Raw genomic sequence first — 16,003 nt, 5'->3', positions numbered from 1 at the left:
TGCCGGGGGGGAGCGCGGCCCGCAGAGCGTCGAGCCAGCGGTCACGCACCGGTCCCGGCCAGGAACGCACAACCGCGCCGCCGAAGCCGTGCGGGTCGGTGGCGAGGAGGCGGGCGGCGAGCAGGGCATCGGGCCAGATTTTTTTTGGCGCTTCGGTATTTCCGGTCGCACGCTTTCCCTGTGAAACGTCGCCGCTGCTCAGCTCGCCACGTTCGCCCGCGAAAGCGGCGGGATTGATCGATTGGCCTCGGCTGGCCGCAACGGACCCCCTCTCCCGTGCGGGAGAGGGTTGGGGTGAGGGACCAGGTTTTTCCGGAGCAGTCGCATCCCTCACCCTGTCCCTCTCCCGCACGGGAGAGGGGACCCCCGCTTCATCTTCAGACGTGCGAGCCGGATGCCTTCCAGAGGTGAGAGGCGCCGGCCCCGTCACGAAAATACCTCCGCCAGCGCCCGCTCGACCCGGGCGGTCGAGCCGGATTCGTCCAGCGGGTTGCGGCGCAGGCGGTGGCGCAGGGCGGCCGGGGCGACCCGGCGGATGTGGTCGTCCGTGACCGACCCGGCGCCGTCGAGGGCCGCCAAGGCCCGGGCTGTGCGCATCAAGGTGAGTTCGCCGCGCAGGCCGTCGGTGCCGAGCGCCAGGCAGAGCTGCGCGGCGCGCTCCAGCGCCGAATCCGGCACCGTCAGGCCCGGAAGGCGCTCCCGGGCCAGCAGGATCTTCTTCCGGATCGCGGCCTCGTCCCGCGCGCGGGCGGCGCAGAACCCCTCGGGGTCGCGCTCGTAGGCGTCGCGCGCGCGCACCACCGCAATCCGGGTGGCGATGTCCCGCGGGGTCGCGACCTCGCAGGCCAGCCCGAACCGGTCGAGGAGCTGCGGGCGCAGCTCCCCCTCCTCCGGGTTGCCGGAACCGACCAGGACGAACTTGGCGGGGTGGCGCAGGCTGAGGCCCTCGCGCTCCACGGTGTTGATCCCGGAGGCCGCCACGTCGAGCAGGAGATCCACCAAGTGGTCCTCCAGCAGGTTCACCTCGTCGATGTAGAGAAAGCCGCGATTGGCCCGGGCCAGCAGCCCCGGCTCGAATGCCTTCACGCCGGCGCCGAGCGCCCGCTCCAGGTCGAGGGTGCCGACCACCCGGTCCTCGGTGGCACCCAGCGGCAGGTCCACCACCGGCACCGCCGTCTTGTGACTCTTGCGCGGGCCCGGCGTGGCCGCGCAGTGCGGGCAGGATTCGGCCGGGCTGTCGGGATCGCACCTGTACGGACAGCCGACCACCGCCCGCATCGGCGGCAGCAGGGCGGCCAGCGCCCGGATCGCCGTGGACTTGCCCGTGCCGCGGTCGCCGAACACCAGCACGCCGCCGATGGAGGGATCCACGGCGGCGATCAGCAGCGCCTGGCGCATCTCGTCCTGCGCGACGATGGCCGAGAAGGGGAAGGTTGGCACGCGGTGACTCGATGCTGCTGGTGGGATCCGATCCACCCCCTCATCCTGAGGTGCCGAAGCGCAGCGGAGGCCTCGAACGAGGCCTCCGGGGAGATCGGGTTGCCGGCTTGAGGGCTCCGTCGACGCCCGCTGGCGCGGGCCCTCAGGATGAGGGAGCGGGTGGGAGAAGGGAACCCCTACTCCGCCGCCTTCTGCCGGAGCCCGATCCGCGCCCAGATCGTGGACAGCGCCCCGACCAGGTTCGCAATATCCGCGTCCGTGTGCAGCGGCGACGGGGTGATCCGCAGGCGTTCGGTGCCGCGGGCGACCGTCGGGTAGTTGATCGGCTGCACGTAGATGCCGAACTCGTCGAGCAGGGTGTCGGAGATCGCCTTGCACAGCACCGGATCGCAGACCATCACCGGCACGATGTGGCTGTCGTTGGGCATCACCGGGATGTCGGCGGCCTCCAGGGCCTGGCGAACCTTGGCGACGCGCTCCTGGTGGCGGGCGCGCTCTGTGCCGCTGGCCTTCAGGTGGCGGATCGAGGCCGCCGCGCCCGCCGCCACCGCGGGGGGCAGCGAGGTCGTGAAGATGAAGCCCGAGGCGAAGCTGCGCACGAAGTCGCAGAGCTTCTCCGAGGCGGTGATGTAGCCGCCATGGACCGCGAACGCCTTGCCGAGCGTCCCTTCGATCACGTCGAGGCGGTGGGCGACGCCGTCGCGCTCCGAGATGCCGCCGCCCCGTGCGCCGTAGAGGCCGACTGCGTGGACCTCGTCCAAATAGGTGAGCGCCCCATGCGCTTCGGCGACGTCGCAGATCTCGTCGATCGGGGCGATGTCGCCGTCCATGGAATAGACCGACTCGAAGGCGACCAGCTTCGCACGGGCCGGGTCGACCATGGCGAGCTTACGGTTCAGATCCTCCGGGTCGTTGTGACGGAAGATGTGGCGCTCGGCCCGGGAGAACCGGATGCCCTCGATCATCGAGGCGTGGTTCTCCGAATCCGAGAAGACCGCGCAACCCGGCAGCCGCGACGCCAGGGTCCCCAGCGCCGCCCAGTTCGACACGTAGCCGGAGGTGAACAGCAGGGCCGCCTCCTTACCGTGGAGGTCGGCCAGTTCCTGCTCCAGGAGCACATGGTAGTGGTTGGTGCCGGAGATGTTGCGGGTGCCGCCGGCCCCGGCACCGCAGCGGTCGATCGCCTCGTGCATCGCCCCGGTGACCGCGGGGTGCTGGCCCATGCCGAGATAGTCGTTCGAGCACCAGACCGTGACCGGGCGCGTGCCCGACGAGTGATGATGCGTCGCGTGCGGGAAGTTGCCGGCGTGGCGCTCGAGATCGGTGAAGACCCGGTAGCGTCCCTCGCGGTGGAGTCCGGCGATCTCGGCTCCGAAGAAGGTCTCGTAGTCCATGTCGCCTCTCCCCGATTGGTTCGCGGGTTGCCCCCGCCTGTGAGGTTGGATTTCGCACGAGACCAGTTCCAAAGTGGTGCGCGCGCGAACTCCCGTTGTGATGGCCGGGTCTACCCGTTGTCCCGCGGCCGTGCCGCGCCGTCGGGCCCGCGGGCCGGCAGGCTCCACCGCCACAATTCGGCCGAGGGCAGCGGCAGCATCAGGAACCAGTGTTCGAGCGTAGCCAGCGCCATCAGGGTCGCCAGCACGGTGAAGCCGACGAGCTCATGCGCCAGCAGGTCCGGGCCGAGCGCCGCCCGCCCGAGCAACCCCGCCGCGATGGTCCCGAGGCTCACCGAGACCGGGAACAGCAGGTTCATCGGCTTGCGCGAGAGGTAACAGGCCAGGTAGCCGAGGTGATCCGGCAGGAACTCGGCGTGCAGGTTGCGCACCCCGAGGAACAGGTTGAGCCGCGCCGACAGGTTCATCACCACCAGGGCGCCGTAGGTCCACAACGCGATGGTGTTGGCCCCGCCCCAGACCAGCGCCAGGATCACCAGGCCGCCGATCACGATGGCGAATTCGTGCCACAGGCTGGTGGCGAGCGCCGCCAGGAACCGGTCGAGACCGCGCAGGCCCGGCGCGCAAGCGACCGGCTTCGGGCCCGACAGGAAGCCCATGTAATAGCTCATCTCCTGCCAGCCCCAGACCACCAGGGCCGCCGTGAAGGCCGTGTAGGCCCCGGCAGCGCTGGTGGTCTGGGCGCTGGTACGGATCGCCACCAGGGCGCCGGCAAGCAGCAGCGTCGCGCCGGCCATGCTCCAGGGATGCGTGCGCCGCGGCGCATGGTCGAGCAGCAGGATCAGCCCGGTGGAGAACCACCAGAGCAGAAGCGCGTAGACCACCGGCGCGGCGTAGGTCCCCATTCTACCAGACCGGCTGGAGACGGATATCGGCCGGCAGGGCGTTCGCCTTGACCGGCAGGAGGTAGAGCTGGACGAAGGTGGCGGCCGCGCGCAGCACTTGGACTCCGTGCTTCAGCTTACCCAGGACGCCGCCCTGGGCCCGGGCTTCCGCGATCGCCCGGGAGCAGGCGAGCAGCGTCTCCAGGCCGGCGTGGAACTTCGGGTTGTCGAGGTCGAGCTCCAGCGGGAAGGTCTGCCGCGAGATCTCGGAGGTGATGCGGAAAACCCTGTAATCGTAGTCGGTCGGATCGACCCCGAGCGCGGCGTGGAAGGCTGGGCGGTGATGGTCACGCACGTACATCGTGGCGAAAACCGCCAGCAGGAAGAACCGGATCCAGTAGCGGTTGATGCCGCTGGTCAGCTTGGGGTTGGCGCGCATCAACAGCGCGAACGCCTCGCCGTGGCGGAACTCGTCGTTGCACCACAGCTCGAACCACTTGAAGATCGGATGGATGCGCCGCTCCGGGTACTTCTCCAACTCGCGGAAGATCGTGATGTAGCGGGCGTATCCGATCTTCTCGGACAGGTACGTCGCGTAGAAGATGAACTTCGGCCGGAAGAACGTGTATTTTTTCGACTTTGTGAGGAAGCCCAGGTCCACGCCGATGCCGAAATCCTTGAGCGTGTCGTTGATGAAGCCGGCGTGGCGGGCCTCATCGCGGCTCATGAAGCCGAACAGTTCCTTGATGTCCTTGTTCTTGGCGCGCTTTCTCATCTCGGCGTAGAGCACGCAGCCGGAGAACTCGGCGGTGATCGACGAGACCAGAAAGTCCAGAAACTCCTTCCGCAACTCGGGCTCCATCTGCGACAGGTCGCAGTCGAAGTCGGCGTTGCGGGTGAAGTGGCGCTTGTTAGGGTCGTCGCGCAACTCGGCGATGAGAAGATCCCAGTCCCGGCGCACGGGCTCGACATCGGTGCGGTCGAGCTCGACGAAATCGGTGGTGTAGAAGCGCGGGCTCAGGAAGGTCGTCTCCTGGGCGGCCTTGGTCGATTCGTTGACCGGCGTTTTCGGGACCGGCTGGCCGGAGAGCGGCGGGACAGGAGCGTTCACAGCTTCCTCCTCTCGGAAAAACTGACCTCGTAGAGTTCGGTCAGTTCGAGATGGGCGACGAGCTTGGTCCAGGCCCGCTCCAGCGGACCGGCCCGGGTGACGGTGGCGGTGCGGCGGACGGTGAGCCGCTCGCCATAGGGTACGGAGGTCGGCGCGTCGTGGACCTGGACCTCGTCGCCGGGCTCGATCTCGAAGCCGGAATCCAGGGTCACATGCGCGTGCAGGCTCTCGGGCGTCTGCTCGATCTCGACCGTGCAGGGCACAGTGACGGTGCGGCTCCCGAACAGGCCCATCAGCGTGTCCCCGGGCTGGCGGCGGCGAGCAGCCGGGCGAAGGCGCCGGCATTGGTCGGGCCGAACGCCTCGAGAGGCACCCGGCGGCCGGTGGCGTCGTCGGCGAGCGAGAGGCGGCCGTCGTCGTAGCGGGTCAGGCTGAACGGCTGTTCCTGGCCGAGGCCGTCGCGCTGGCGGGCCTGGGCCAAGCCCCGCAGCGTCCCGCGCAGAAAGCCGTCCTCGCCGGGCCGGATCCAGGCGACGATCTGACGGTCGGCGGCGTTGCGCAGGGCGATCGAGCCGTCGACCTGATCCTCAGCGCGGAATTCGAGCCGCTCGACCGGCTTGGCCGGCGGCAGGGCGATCATGCCGATGCCCTCGCTGCGCCCGATCAGGACGGCCAGCATGGAGAAGCCCATCAGCGCGCCCGCACCGATCATCAGCAGGGCCGGTGCCGGTCCTGCTGATCGGCCGACGCTCTCCGCCCGCTCGCCCATCGCGCCTCTCCCTACTCGGCCGCAACGAGGCGGCCGGGATTGTCTTGGACCGCCCGCGGACGCGGGACGATCATGGGCCGCACCGTCTGAGACGCCTCGGCATGGGCCTCGATCGCCCGCGCCAGGACCATCGCGACCGCATCCGCATCGGGCACGGATCGCAGCATGGGCTGAGTCCGGCCGAGACGCCAGGGCCGGGCATGCGGCCACAGTTGAAGGTAGGCGATGCGGAGGCCCGGCCGCAACTGGAGCGGCAAGTCTCCGCTCCCGTCCGTGAAGGCACGCAACGCCGCACCCTCGATCTGGGCGAAGGGCACGTTGTGGGTCACCGGCAGGGCGATCCCGGCCTGCAGCACCACCCGGCGGTTGGTGATCGTGTAGACCGTGGTGCGGTGGGTCAGCCATGCGAACAGACGGAGCAGGGCCAATCCGACCGCTCCGACCACCAGCGTCGGCCCCACGGTGGAGAGCGCCGCCGCGGGCGAACCGGCGCTGAGCCCGAAGGCCAGGGCGCAGGCGGCGAACCAGGCGGCGACCAGGCGGGCGTGATAGATCCGGATCAGCGCGCCCCCGGTGGTCGGCGCACCCTGCCACAGGATGCGCTCGCCCGCCGGAAGCGGGCCCGGCAACCCGCGCAGGGTGCCCTCGGGCAGGAAATCGCCGCTCATAGCAGGGGCTCCGCCCGGGCCGGGGTGGCGTAGAGCGTGCCGGCGCCGAAATAGGCCATGATCCGCTCCTCCTCCAGGAAGGTGATGCTGTCGGGATCCCGGGTCGCCGGGATGTCGGCGAACTGATCGGCGAGCAGGGCTTCGGACTTCACCGTCTTGGTGAAGCCGCCGGCCCGGCAGAACGCGGACGGCATCAGCCGGCGTCCGCCCGTGGGCAATTCGACCTCGTAGTAGCGGATCAGCGATTCGCCGCGGTCGATCCAGACGTCGCTGACGACGCCCGCCACCCCGTTATCGGTGCCGAACACGGTCATGCCGATCGGGTTCGGGCCGTCCTCGTGGACGACGAAGGCGGTGGCGACCCGCAAGGGCACAATCCGCTTCTCGTCGTCCCAGGTCCTGTCGTGGACGTCGTGGCGGACGACCCAGGAACCGGGGCCGACGCCGGCCTGGAGCGACGTTTCGGTCCGCTCGTACGGCGCGCCGGGCCAGGGCTCGACCTTGCGGGCCGGGATCCCGGTCTCGATGTCGTCGCGGCCCTGCATCGCCTGCGGCGCGTAGGTGGTCTCGCCGCCCGGCAGGTGGAACGCCTTGGAGCGCGGGATCAGGACCGGATCCGGCGCCTTGCGGCGACCGACGATCTCGTTCTCCAGCGGATAGCCCTCCCGGCGATCTTCCCGGCGCAGCCAGAACACAAGGCCGGCGAAGAAGATGAAGAAGGCGTAGAGCACGACCTGGGCGACGTCGACGTAACCCGTAATGGCGCCGGTTGGCATGGTTGTCCTCCCCGAGTCTCAGGCCGTCCGTTCGGCAAGGGTGCCGCCGAGGCGATCTCGAACCGTTGCACGCGCGTCCTCCCGCACGAGCGGACCCAGGGCGATCAGGGCCGCGAACAGGAGGGCGATCTCGATGTGGTAGACGATGAGGTAGCCGATCGCGGGCTCGTTCATGCCCTCGCCAAGCACCCCCGACTGGGCGATGGCGCCGCCGACGTCGCGCACCACGCCGCTGGCGGCGATCGAGAGGCCGGCTGCGGTCGCCTGCACGGCGCCCCAGGCCCCGAGCGCCAGCCCGGTATCCTCGGGGCCGGCGCGGTTCATCGAGGCGGTGAGCGTGCCGTGGGCGAACAGGCCGCCGCCCAGCCCGATCAGGCTCACACCGGCCGCGAACAGGTCGGACGAGGCCAGCGGCGCCGCGAAGACCACCGCCGAGAACGCCAGGATGCCGATGCCGACGCCCACCGCCGAGACCCGGAACGGGTCGCCGCCGCGCCCGAGCCAGCGGGCGGCAATCAGCAGGCCGAGCCCACCGCCGGCGGCGAGAAGCGCTGTCAGTGCCGTGGTCGCCCCGACCGAGAGATGGAGGATCTGGCCGCCATAGGGCTCCAGAAGGATATCCTGCATCGAGAACCCCGCGGTGCCGAGCCCGATCGCCACGAGGCGCCGCCGCGCGGCACCCTGCCCGGCATAGTCGCGCCAGGAGGAGCGGAAGTCCCGCGCCGGGGCGGTCCGGCTCCGGTTCGGGTCGCGCGGCTCCTGCTTCCACAGGGCGATCCCGTTCAGCACGATGGTCACCAGGGCCGCGCCCTGGATCACCTGGATCAGCCGCACGGGGGAGAAGTGGGCCAGGAACAGCCCGAACAGGAGGGCGCTTGCCATCATGCCGAACAGCAGCGCGACGCATAGCAGGGCCACCACCTTCGGCCGGGCATGCGCGGGGGCGAGGTCGGTGGCGAGGGCGAGGCCGACCGTCTGGGTGGTGTGCAGACCGGCTCCGACCAGCAGGAACGCGAAGGCCGCCGCCACGTCCCCAACCCAGAGTGGGCCGGTGGTGTCGCCGGACAGGATCAGCAGCGCGAACGGCATGATCGCCAGGCCGCCGAACTGGAGCAGGGTGCCGAACCAGATATACGGCACCCGCCGCCAGCCCAGGACCGAGCGGTGCGTGTCCGAACGGAACCCGACCAGGGCCCGCAACGGCGCGAAGATCAGCGGCAGGGCAAGCATCACGGCGACGATCCAGGCCGGCACGCCGAGTTCGACGATCATCACCCGGTTGAGCGTGCCGATCAGCAGCACCGCCGCCATACCGACCGTGACCTGGAACAGGGCGAGCCGCAGCAGACGCCCCATCGGCAACTCGACGGTGGCGGCGTCCGCGAAGGGCAGGATCGCCGGGCCGAGGCGCATCAGGGCGCGGGTGAGTTTCTGGGAGGCCGTACTCATGACGACGCCCCGGGCCGGGTCGCGTCCCCGCGTTCGGAAGGCCCGGACGGGCGCGTCCGTGTCAGCGCAACCGCGTTCGACAGGTAGAAACCGCTGTTGACCCTGTGACTCCGCGCCCAGGCGAACCGGTCGAGCGCCGGCTCCGAAGAGATGCGCCGCCGGAGCCCGCCCTCCGTCACCGGAACGATCGCCGGCGAGCGGTCGCCGCGGGGGAAGAACTGTCCGGCCGCGTGCATCAGGGTCAGCAGCGCCGTGCGGGGCGCCACCGTGAACAGCACCGAGCCGTCGGTGCGGGCGCCCAGGACAGCGAGGGCCCGGACGATGTCGGCGGCGCGGTAATGGATCAGCGAATCCATCGCGACCACGTGGTCGAAGCGGCCGAGATCCGGGTCGAGCATGTCGCCGACGCGGAAGTCGATCCGGCCGGCGCCGGATATCGCCGGCAGGCGCTCCCGTGCGAGTTCGACCAGGGTCGGCGAGACGTCGATAGCGACAACTTCCGCGCCGCGCCGTGCGGCCTCGACGCTGAGCGCCCCGGTACCGCAGCCGGCATCGAGCAGGCGCAGGCCGGTCATGTCGGCGGGCAGCCAGGAGAGCAGCGTCCCGCGCATCGCGTCCCGGCCGGCCCGCACGGTGGCGCGGATCCGGCTCACCGGCGCATCGGAGGTCAGGCGCGACCAGGCCTCGACCGCGGTGCGGTCGAAGTAGGTGGTCAGTTCACCCCTGCGGGTGTCGTAGCTGGCGCCCGCCATCAATCGAATCCCAAAAATTCGAACAGGTCGCGGTCCTTCATCGGCAGGGCCTCGCATGGCTCCCCGCCGGCCCAGAGCGTCTCGGCCAGCCGCATGTACTCGGCCGTCACGGCGTCGAGCTCCGGGGTGGATTCCATTTCGAATAGGGTCGACTTCTTGAGCCGCGAGCGGCGGACCACGTCGAGGTCGGGAAAGTGCGCCAGCCGCTTCAGGCCGACCGCGTCGTTGAACCGGTCGATCTCGTCGGTCTTGGCCGAGCGGTTGGCGATGACGCCGCCGAGCCGCACCGGGTAGTTCTTGGACTTGGCATGGATCGCCGCCACGATCCGGTTCATCGCGAAGATCGAGTCGAAGTCGTTGGCGGTGACGATCAGCGCCCGGTCGGCATGCTGGAGCGGTGAGGCGAAGCCGCCGCAGACCACGTCGCCCAGCACGTCGAACACGACGACGTCGGTATCCTCGAGCAGGTGATGCTCCTTGAGGAGCTTCACGGTCTGGCCGACCACGTAGCCGCCGCAGCCCGTGCCCGCGGGCGGCCCGCCGGCCTCGACGCACATCACGCCGTTGTAGCCCTCGACCACGAAGTCCTCGACGCGCAGCTCCTCCGAATGGAAGTTCACCGCTTCCAGGGCGTCGATGACCGTCGGGGCGAGTCGCTTGGTCAGCGTGAAGGTCGAGTCATGCTTTGGGTCGCAGCCGATCTGCAGCACCCGCTTGCCGAGCTTCGAGAACGCCACCGACAGGTTCGACGAGGTGGTGGACTTGCCGATCCCGCCCTTGCCGTAGACCGCGAACACCTTCGCGGTGTCGATCTTCAGGTCCGGGTCGAGGGCGACCTGGAGACTGCCTTCTTCCTTCCGGGCAACGACCGGGTTGCGAATGGCGATGTTCATGCGGCGACTCCTGCGGTGACGCCTTCGAGACGATCTTCCAATTCCTCCTCGGCCCGGTCGAGGGCGTCCCGCATCTCTGCGTTCGGAGTCCAGAAGCCGCGCCGGTGAGCCTCGATCAGCCGTTGGGCGACCTTGGCGGAGGCGGTGGGGTTGAGGGAGGCCATGCGTTCGCGCATGGCCGGGTCGAGCACGTAGGTCTCGGTGATCCGCTCGTAGATCCAGGGCTGGACCGCGTTGGCGGTGGCCGACCAGCCGACCGTGTTGGTCAGGTGGGATTCGATCTGGCGCACGCCCTCGTAGCCGTGGCCGAGCAGGCCTTCGTACCATTTCGGGTTGAGCATGCGGGTGCGCGTCTCCAGCGCCACCTGCTCCTCCAGGGAGCGCACGCGCCCCTCCCCGCGGGTCTGGTCGCTGATGTAGATCGGCACCGCCGCGCCGCGGGCCTTCGCCACCGCCCGGCCCATGCCGCCGAGCCCGTCGAAGTAATGGTCCACCGAGGTGACGCCGACCTCGACCGAGTCGAGGTTCTGGTAGGCCATGTCGACCGAAGCCAGCACCGCCTGCATCAGGGCCCGCTGCGGCGCCGGCTTGCCCGTGCGGCCATACGCGAAGCTCTTGCGCCGCGAGAACGTCTCGCACAGCTCGGCATCGTCGTCCCAGGCCCCCGAATCGACCAGTTGGTTGACGTTGGCTCCGTAGGCGCCCTCGGCGTTCGAGAAGACCCGCAGCGCAGCGGTCTCCAAGTCGCAGCCCTGCTCCGCCTGGATTGCCAGCGCGTGCTTCCGGACGAAGTTCTTTTCCAGCGGCTCGTCGGCTGTAGCGGCGAGGAAGGATGCTTCCGCGAGGAGCTTGGTCTGGAGCGGCAGCAAATCTCGAAAAATACCCGAGAGGGTGACCACCGCGTCGATCCGCGGGCGGCCGAGGGTTTCCAACGGGATCAGCTCGGCGCCGCTGAGCCGGCCGTAGCCGTCGAAGCGCGGGGCTGCGCCGATCAGGGCCAGCGCCTGCGCGATCGGGCCGCCCTCGCTCTTGAGATTGTCGGTCCCCCACAGGACCAGGGCGACGCTCTCGGGATAGGGTTTGCCGTCTGCGGCGAAGCGCTCGAGGATGCGCTCGACCTGCCGGACGCCATCGGCCACCGCGAAGGTCGAGGGCAGGCGGTACGGGTCGAAGCCGTGGATGTTGCGTCCGGTCGGCAGGATCGCGGGGTTGCGCAGAAGGTCGCCCCCGGCCACCGGCGGGATGAAGCGGCCGTCGAGCGCCCGCAGCAGGGCCGGGACCTCGTGGTCCCGCGCCAGCAGGGTTTCGCTCCGGGCGAGGTCCGAGAAGGCGGTGCGGGTCTCGGGATCGCCGGGCAGCCCGGAGGCCGCGAAGGCGGTCTCGATGCCGGCGCCGGCGACCAGGGCGGCTATGCCCGCACGGTCCGGCTTCAGCCCGTGCGAGGCCTCCGCCAGGGCGAGCAGCAGATCGATCCGCTCCTCCTCCGGGACACCTTCGCCGACCACGTGCAGCCCGTGCGGGATCAGGGTCTGCTCCAACTCCTGAACGGCGGACCAGAGGTCGCCGACCCGGACGCCGAGATCGCCGGTCCAGGCCGGCTCGGCGGCCACGAGGTCGAGGGCCGCGCCCTGGTCCTGGATCATCCGGGCGAGGGTCTCGCGCTCGGCCGCCGCTTCGAGATCGAGCCCGCGCCAGCGCTCCATCGAGCTCTTCAGGTCGAGCAGCCCGCGATACAACCCGGCGGTGGCCAGACTCGGGGTGAGGTAGCTCACCAGGGTCGCGGCGGAGCGGCGCTTCGCGAGCGTCCCCTCGGACGGGTTGTTGGCGGCGTAGAGGTAGATGTTCGGCAGCGCCCCGATCATCCGCTCCGGCCAGCAGGCCTCGGACAGGCCGGTCTGCTTGCCGGGCATGAATTCGAGCGCCCCGTGCGTCCCGAAATGCAGCACGGCGTCGGCGGAAAAATCCTCGCGCAGGTAGCGGTAGAAGGCCGAGAACGCGTGCGTCGGCGCGAAGCCGCGCTCGAACAGCAGCCGCATCGGGTCGCCCTCGTAGCCGAAGGCCGGCTGCACCCCGACGAAGACGTTACCGAACTGCGCGCCGAGCACGAACAGGTCGGCGCCGTTGGTCTGGTGGCGGCCAGGTGCCGGGCCCCACTGGGCCTCGATCTCGGCCAGGTAGGTCTCCCGGCGCACGTGGTTCTCCGCCGGGATGCGGGCGTGGACGTTGGCCTGGGTCCCGTAGCGCTTGGCGTTGCCCTCGAGGATCCCGTTGCGCAGGGCGTCGACGGTCTCCGGGACATCCACGGTGTAGCCTTCCCCGGCCAGGCCCTTCAGGGTGTTGAGCAGCGAGGCGTAAACCGACAGGAACGCCGCCGTGCCGGTGGCGCCGGCATTCGGCGGGAAGTTGAACAGCACCACGGCGATCTTACGCTCGGCCTTGGGCGTCCTGCGTAGGGACACGAGGCTCCGCACCCGCTGGGCCAGCCGCGCGACCCGTTCGGGATGGGCGCGCATGTCCCGGGCGTTGTCGCTGCCGGAGGCCGACGAGCGGCCGCCGAACACCATCGGCGCGGTGGCGCCGTCGAGTTCGGGAATCGCGACCATCATGGTCGCCTCCACGGGTGACAGGCCGCGCTCGCCCGCCTCCCACTGCTCGATCGTCTGGAATTCCAGCGCCTGGGCGGCGATGTAGGGCACGTCGAGCCGGGCCAACATCGCCTCGGCGGCGGCGGCGTCGTTGTAGGCCGGGCCGCCGACGAGCGAGAAGCCGGTGAGCGACACCAGGGCGTCGATGCGGGCGCGCCCGTCCTGCATGAAGAAGGCGTCCACGGCCGGACGGTTGTCGAGGCCGCTGGCGAAGGCCGGCACCACCTCAAGGCCCCGGGCTTCGAGGGCGGCGATCACCCCGTCGTAATGGGCGGTGTTGCCGGCCAGCACGTAGCTGCGCATCAGCAGCAGCCCGACGCGGCCCTTCGCGTCGGTGTTGCGGGGCAGCCGGGACGGATCCTGGCCCATCCGGCCGGCCAGGCGGGGGTGGTAGAGGCCGGTCTCGGGATAGTCGAGCGGGGCAGGCGCGGCCGGTCCCTCGCGCCACGCCACGCGGGCGCCGGCGGCGTAGCGGTGCACCAGGAAGCGGACCAGGGCGGCGACGTTCTCGTCCGAGCCGGCGAGCCAGTATTGCAGGGTCAGGAAATAGGCGCGCACGTCCTGCGCCGAGCCCGGAATGAAGCGCAGGATCTTCGGCAGCTTGCGCACCAGCGCCATCTGCCGGCCAGCATTGCCCTGCTGGCCGGGCTTGCCACGCAGCTTCTTCAGGAAGTCGAGGGCGCTGCGCTTGTTGCCGCTCATATCGAAGCGGCCGAGCCTGGTCGTCTTCACCACCGCGCTCGCCGACATGCAGCCGACCATCGCGTCGCAATCGTCGCGCCGGGCCGCGAGCGCCGGGAGGATCGCCCGGACGTGCTCATCCATGAACAGCATGGCCGAAAGCACGATGTCGGCCTGCGCGATGTCACCCCGGCAGGCGTCGAGCGAGGCGGGATCGTTGTCCCACTCCGCCGCGGCATGGAAGCCGAGCACCACCCCCGGCATCTCGGACCGCAGGCGCAGGCGTGCCCGCTCCACCGCGCTCGCGAGGTGGTTGTCGAGCGTGACGATGACGACTCGGATCGGCGGCCGACGCTTGGATGCGTCCGCCTTGGCCGAGCCGGCCGCCTGGCCGGCGGTGAGCGCTCTAGCGGCCATAATGCGCCTTGGCGTCGTAGAGGGTTTCGAGGGTGATGAGCGGCAGCCGCCGCTCACGGGCGAATTTCTCCGTGTTGCTGCGCGCTTTGCCGCGCACGAAGAACGGGATTTTCTTCAGCTCCTTCTCGGCCTCGGGCGCCCAGGACGCGGCCGTGATCACGACGTCCTCGTCGAGGAGGATCGCCGCCGGCGGTGCCGGATCGGCCGCCTCGGATGCTTCCGGCGTGGAGACCGCGAGGGCGTTGCCGCCGAGATGCGAGGGCCCGACGCCGTCGTGGAATTCGGGGTCCTCCCGGAACATCCCGAGCAGGTGCTCCTCCAAGCCCATCATCAACGGATGGACCAGGGTGTCGAACAGGACGTTGGCGCCCTCGAAACCCAATTGCGGAGCGTAGCGCGCCGGGAAGTCCTGGACGTGGATCGGGGCTGAGATGACCGCACAGGGGATGCCGAGCCGCTTGGCGACGTGGCGCTCCATCTGGGTCCCGAGGACCAACTCGGGGGCGGCGGCGCGGATCGCGGCCTCGACGTCGAGATAATCGTCGGTGACCAGAGCCTCGACGCCGTGCTCGGCGGCCTCGGCCCGAACTTCGCGGGCGAATTCGCGGCTGTAGGTTCCAAGGCCGACGACGGTGAAGCCGAGCTCCCGCGCCGCCATCCGGGCGATGCCGATGGCGTGCGTGGCGTCGCCGAACACGAAGACGCGCTTGCCGGTCAGGTAGGTCGAATCGACAGAGCGCGAGTACCACGGGAGCCGCGAGCCGGGGCCGTCGAGGAGCGGCGCCGGATCGAGGCCGGCGAGGTCCGCAACCTCGGCGACGAAGCGGCGCGTGGCGCCGACGCCGAGCGGCACCTCACGGGTAAACGGCTGCCCGAAACTCTTCTTCAGATACTCGGCTGCGCTGCGAGCGGTCTCCGGGTAGAGCACGACGTTGAAGTCGGCCTCCTTGAGGCGACCGAGGTCGGCCGGGCTGGCACCCAGCGGCGCCACCACGTTCACGTCGACCCCGAGCGTATCGAGCAGCCTGCGGATCTCGATCAGGTCGTCGCGGTGGCGAAAGCCGAGCGCCGTCGGGCCGAGGATGTTGCAGAGCGGACGCCGGCCCGGCTCGCGCGCTGGACGCGGGCCCGGGGCTCCGGCGAGCGCCCGGACCAGCCGATAGAAGGTCTCTGACGCGCCCCAGTTCTCTTTCTTCTGATAGGCCGGCAGCTCCAGCGGGATCACCGGGATCGGTAGGTCGAGGGCCTTGGCCAGCCCGCCCGGATCGTCCTGGATCAGCTCGGCGGTGCAGGAGGCGCCGACGATCATCGCCTGCGGCTGGAAGCGCGCGTAGGCGGCGGCGACCGAGGTCTTGAACAGCTCGGCGGTATCGCGGCCGAGATCCTGCGCCCGGAAGGTCGTGTAGGTGACCGGCGGGCGGGCATCGCGCCGCTCGATCATCGTGAACAGCAAGTCCGCGTAGGTATCGCCCTGCGGTGCGTGCAGCACGTAGTGCAGCCCGGTCATCGCGGTGGCGACGCGCATCGCGCCGATATGCGGGGGGCCTTCGTAGGTCCAGAGGGTGAGCTGCATCGCCCTACACCTCCAACAGCGCGCGACGCCGGAGCGGACGCGCGAACAATTCGGCAAGGTCGCCGGCCTGCTCGTAGCCCTGCACGGGCGTAAACAGCAGCTCGATCGACCACTTGGTCGACAGGCCCTCGGCCTCAAGCGGGTTGGCGAGACCGAGGCCGCAGACTGTGAGGTCCGGACGCGCCGCCCGGCAGCGGTCCATCTGGTCGTCGAGGCTCTGGCCCTCGGTCACGCGGGTCCCCGCCGGCAGCATCTCGATCTCGGCCGCCAGATGCGCCCGGTGGAGGTACGGGGTCCCGACCTCGACGAGTTCCGCGCCGAGTTCGCGGGCGAGGAACCGGGCAAGCGGCACTTCGAGCTGGGAGTCGGGGAAGAAGAACACCCGCTTGCCAGTGAGATTTTCGCGGTGGGCCGCAAGCGCGGTCTGAGCCCTAGCGCGACCGGCCGCGGTCGCTGCCGCGAAGGATTCGTCGGCAACGTCGAACGCCTCGGCGGCCGCCTGCAGCCAGCCGGTGGTGCCCTCGGCGCCGAGCGGGAACGGAGCGGCGAGG

15 protein-coding genes are annotated in these 16,003 nt (G+C 70.1%); 1 reads left to right on the top strand and 14 read right to left on the bottom strand.

Going from position 1 to position 16,003, the window contains the following annotated elements; genetic code table 11:
* Positions 1 to 184: hypothetical protein (locus FV228_RS33715; RefSeq protein ID WP_210247789.1), on the top strand; the 184-nt coding region annotated here is incomplete at its 5' end.
* A gap of 242 nt (positions 185 to 426) precedes the next feature.
* Here FV228_RS33715 and bchI read toward each other — a convergent pair.
* The 14 genes from bchI to FV228_RS07620 all read right to left on the bottom strand — a co-directional run.
* Positions 427 to 1,440, bottom strand: a complete 1,014-nt coding sequence (gene bchI / locus FV228_RS07685; RefSeq protein ID WP_147854063.1) for a magnesium chelatase ATPase subunit I — start codon at positions 1,438 to 1,440, stop codon at positions 427 to 429.
* 176 nt (positions 1,441 to 1,616) lie between these two features.
* Complete coding sequence (hemA, locus tag FV228_RS07680; RefSeq protein ID WP_147854062.1) at positions 1,617 to 2,834, bottom strand: 5-aminolevulinate synthase; 1,218 nt, start codon at positions 2,832 to 2,834, stop codon at positions 1,617 to 1,619.
* Positions 2,835 to 2,944: 110 nt separating this feature from the next.
* The gene (puhE, locus tag FV228_RS07675; protein WP_147854061.1) at positions 2,945 to 3,739 is read right to left on the bottom strand and encodes a putative photosynthetic complex assembly protein PuhE; all 795 of its coding nucleotides are present in this window, start codon (positions 3,737 to 3,739) and stop codon (positions 2,945 to 2,947) included.
* Position 3,740: 1 nt separating this feature from the next.
* Positions 3,741 to 4,829, bottom strand: coding sequence for a magnesium-protoporphyrin IX monomethyl ester (oxidative) cyclase (acsF, locus tag FV228_RS07670; protein WP_147854060.1), 1,089 nt, complete (start codon positions 4,827 to 4,829; stop codon positions 3,741 to 3,743).
* A complete protein-coding gene (locus FV228_RS07665; protein ID WP_147854059.1) occupies positions 4,826 to 5,122 on the bottom strand; it encodes a hypothetical protein in 297 nt (98 codons plus the stop codon). The genes acsF and FV228_RS07665 overlap by 4 nt, the downstream gene beginning before the upstream one ends.
* Positions 5,122 to 5,598 carry a photosynthetic complex assembly protein PuhC gene (gene puhC, locus FV228_RS07660; protein WP_147854058.1) on the bottom strand — a complete coding sequence of 159 codons (477 nt, stop codon included), beginning with the start codon at positions 5,596 to 5,598 and terminating at the stop codon, positions 5,122 to 5,124. Before puhC ends, FV228_RS07665 begins: the two co-directional genes overlap by 1 nt.
* A gap of 11 nt (positions 5,599 to 5,609) precedes the next feature.
* A complete protein-coding gene (puhB, locus tag FV228_RS07655) occupies positions 5,610 to 6,266 on the bottom strand; it encodes a photosynthetic complex putative assembly protein PuhB (RefSeq protein ID WP_147854057.1) in 657 nt (218 codons plus the stop codon).
* The gene (gene puhA / locus FV228_RS07650; protein WP_147854056.1) at positions 6,263 to 7,042 is read right to left on the bottom strand and encodes a photosynthetic reaction center subunit H; all 780 of its coding nucleotides are present in this window, start codon (positions 7,040 to 7,042) and stop codon (positions 6,263 to 6,265) included. The genes puhB and puhA overlap by 4 nt, the downstream gene beginning before the upstream one ends.
* An 18-nt stretch (positions 7,043 to 7,060) precedes the next feature.
* Complete coding sequence (locus tag FV228_RS07645; RefSeq protein WP_147854055.1) at positions 7,061 to 8,491, bottom strand: BCD family MFS transporter; 1,431 nt, start codon at positions 8,489 to 8,491, stop codon at positions 7,061 to 7,063.
* Positions 8,488 to 9,243: a magnesium protoporphyrin IX methyltransferase gene (bchM, locus tag FV228_RS07640; RefSeq protein ID WP_147854054.1), complete on the bottom strand. Its 756-nt coding sequence runs from the start codon at positions 9,241 to 9,243 to the stop codon at positions 8,488 to 8,490. Before bchM ends, FV228_RS07645 begins: the two co-directional genes overlap by 4 nt.
* Positions 9,243 to 10,136, bottom strand: a complete 894-nt coding sequence (gene bchL, locus FV228_RS07635) for a ferredoxin:protochlorophyllide reductase (ATP-dependent) iron-sulfur ATP-binding protein (protein ID WP_147854053.1) — start codon at positions 10,134 to 10,136, stop codon at positions 9,243 to 9,245. Before bchL ends, bchM begins: the two co-directional genes overlap by 1 nt.
* On the bottom strand, positions 10,133 to 13,879 hold the full coding sequence (locus FV228_RS07630) for a magnesium chelatase subunit H (protein WP_147854052.1): 3,747 nt from the start codon (positions 13,877 to 13,879) through the stop codon (positions 10,133 to 10,135). Before FV228_RS07630 ends, bchL begins: the two co-directional genes overlap by 4 nt.
* On the bottom strand, positions 13,869 to 15,452 hold the full coding sequence (gene bchB / locus FV228_RS07625) for a ferredoxin:protochlorophyllide reductase (ATP-dependent) subunit B (RefSeq protein WP_147854051.1): 1,584 nt from the start codon (positions 15,450 to 15,452) through the stop codon (positions 13,869 to 13,871). Before bchB ends, FV228_RS07630 begins: the two co-directional genes overlap by 11 nt.
* Positions 15,453 to 15,456: 4 nt before the next feature.
* Positions 15,457 to 16,003: nitrogenase component 1 (locus FV228_RS07620; RefSeq protein ID WP_281406476.1), on the bottom strand; the 547-nt coding region annotated here is incomplete at its 5' end.

Source organism: Methylobacterium sp. WL18, from assembly GCF_008040015.1.
GTDB lineage: Bacteria > Pseudomonadota > Alphaproteobacteria > Rhizobiales > Beijerinckiaceae > Methylobacterium > Methylobacterium mesophilicum.
This window is presented reverse-complemented; position numbering and strand designations above follow the sequence as displayed.

Bases quoted from the DNA above. Each gene is read 5' to 3' on its own strand.
- FV228_RS07645 (WP_147854055.1), bottom strand. From the start codon at position 8,491: ATGAGTACGGCCTCCCAGAAACTCACCCGCGCCCTGATGCGCCTCGGC.
- FV228_RS07665 (WP_147854059.1), bottom strand. From the start codon at position 5,122: ATGGGCCTGTTCGGGAGCCGCACCGTCACTGTGCCCTGCACGGTCGAG.
- puhA (WP_147854056.1), bottom strand. From the start codon at position 7,042: ATGCCAACCGGCGCCATTACGGGTTACGTCGACGTCGCCCAGGTCGTG.
- hemA (WP_147854062.1), bottom strand. From the start codon at position 2,834: ATGGACTACGAGACCTTCTTCGGAGCCGAGATCGCCGGACTCCACCGC.
- puhC (WP_147854058.1), bottom strand. From the start codon at position 5,598: ATGGGCGAGCGGGCGGAGAGCGTCGGCCGATCAGCAGGACCGGCACCG.
- puhB (WP_147854057.1), bottom strand. From the start codon at position 6,266: ATGAGCGGCGATTTCCTGCCCGAGGGCACCCTGCGCGGGTTGCCGGGC.
- puhE (WP_147854061.1), bottom strand. From the start codon at position 3,739: ATGGGGACCTACGCCGCGCCGGTGGTCTACGCGCTTCTGCTCTGGTGG.
- bchL (WP_147854053.1), bottom strand. From the start codon at position 10,136: ATGAACATCGCCATTCGCAACCCGGTCGTTGCCCGGAAGGAAGAAGGC.
- bchM (WP_147854054.1), bottom strand. From the start codon at position 9,243: ATGGCGGGCGCCAGCTACGACACCCGCAGGGGTGAACTGACCACCTAC.
- bchB (WP_147854051.1), bottom strand. From the start codon at position 15,452: ATGCAGCTCACCCTCTGGACCTACGAAGGCCCCCCGCATATCGGCGCG.
- FV228_RS07630 (WP_147854052.1), bottom strand. From the start codon at position 13,879: ATGGCCGCTAGAGCGCTCACCGCCGGCCAGGCGGCCGGCTCGGCCAAG.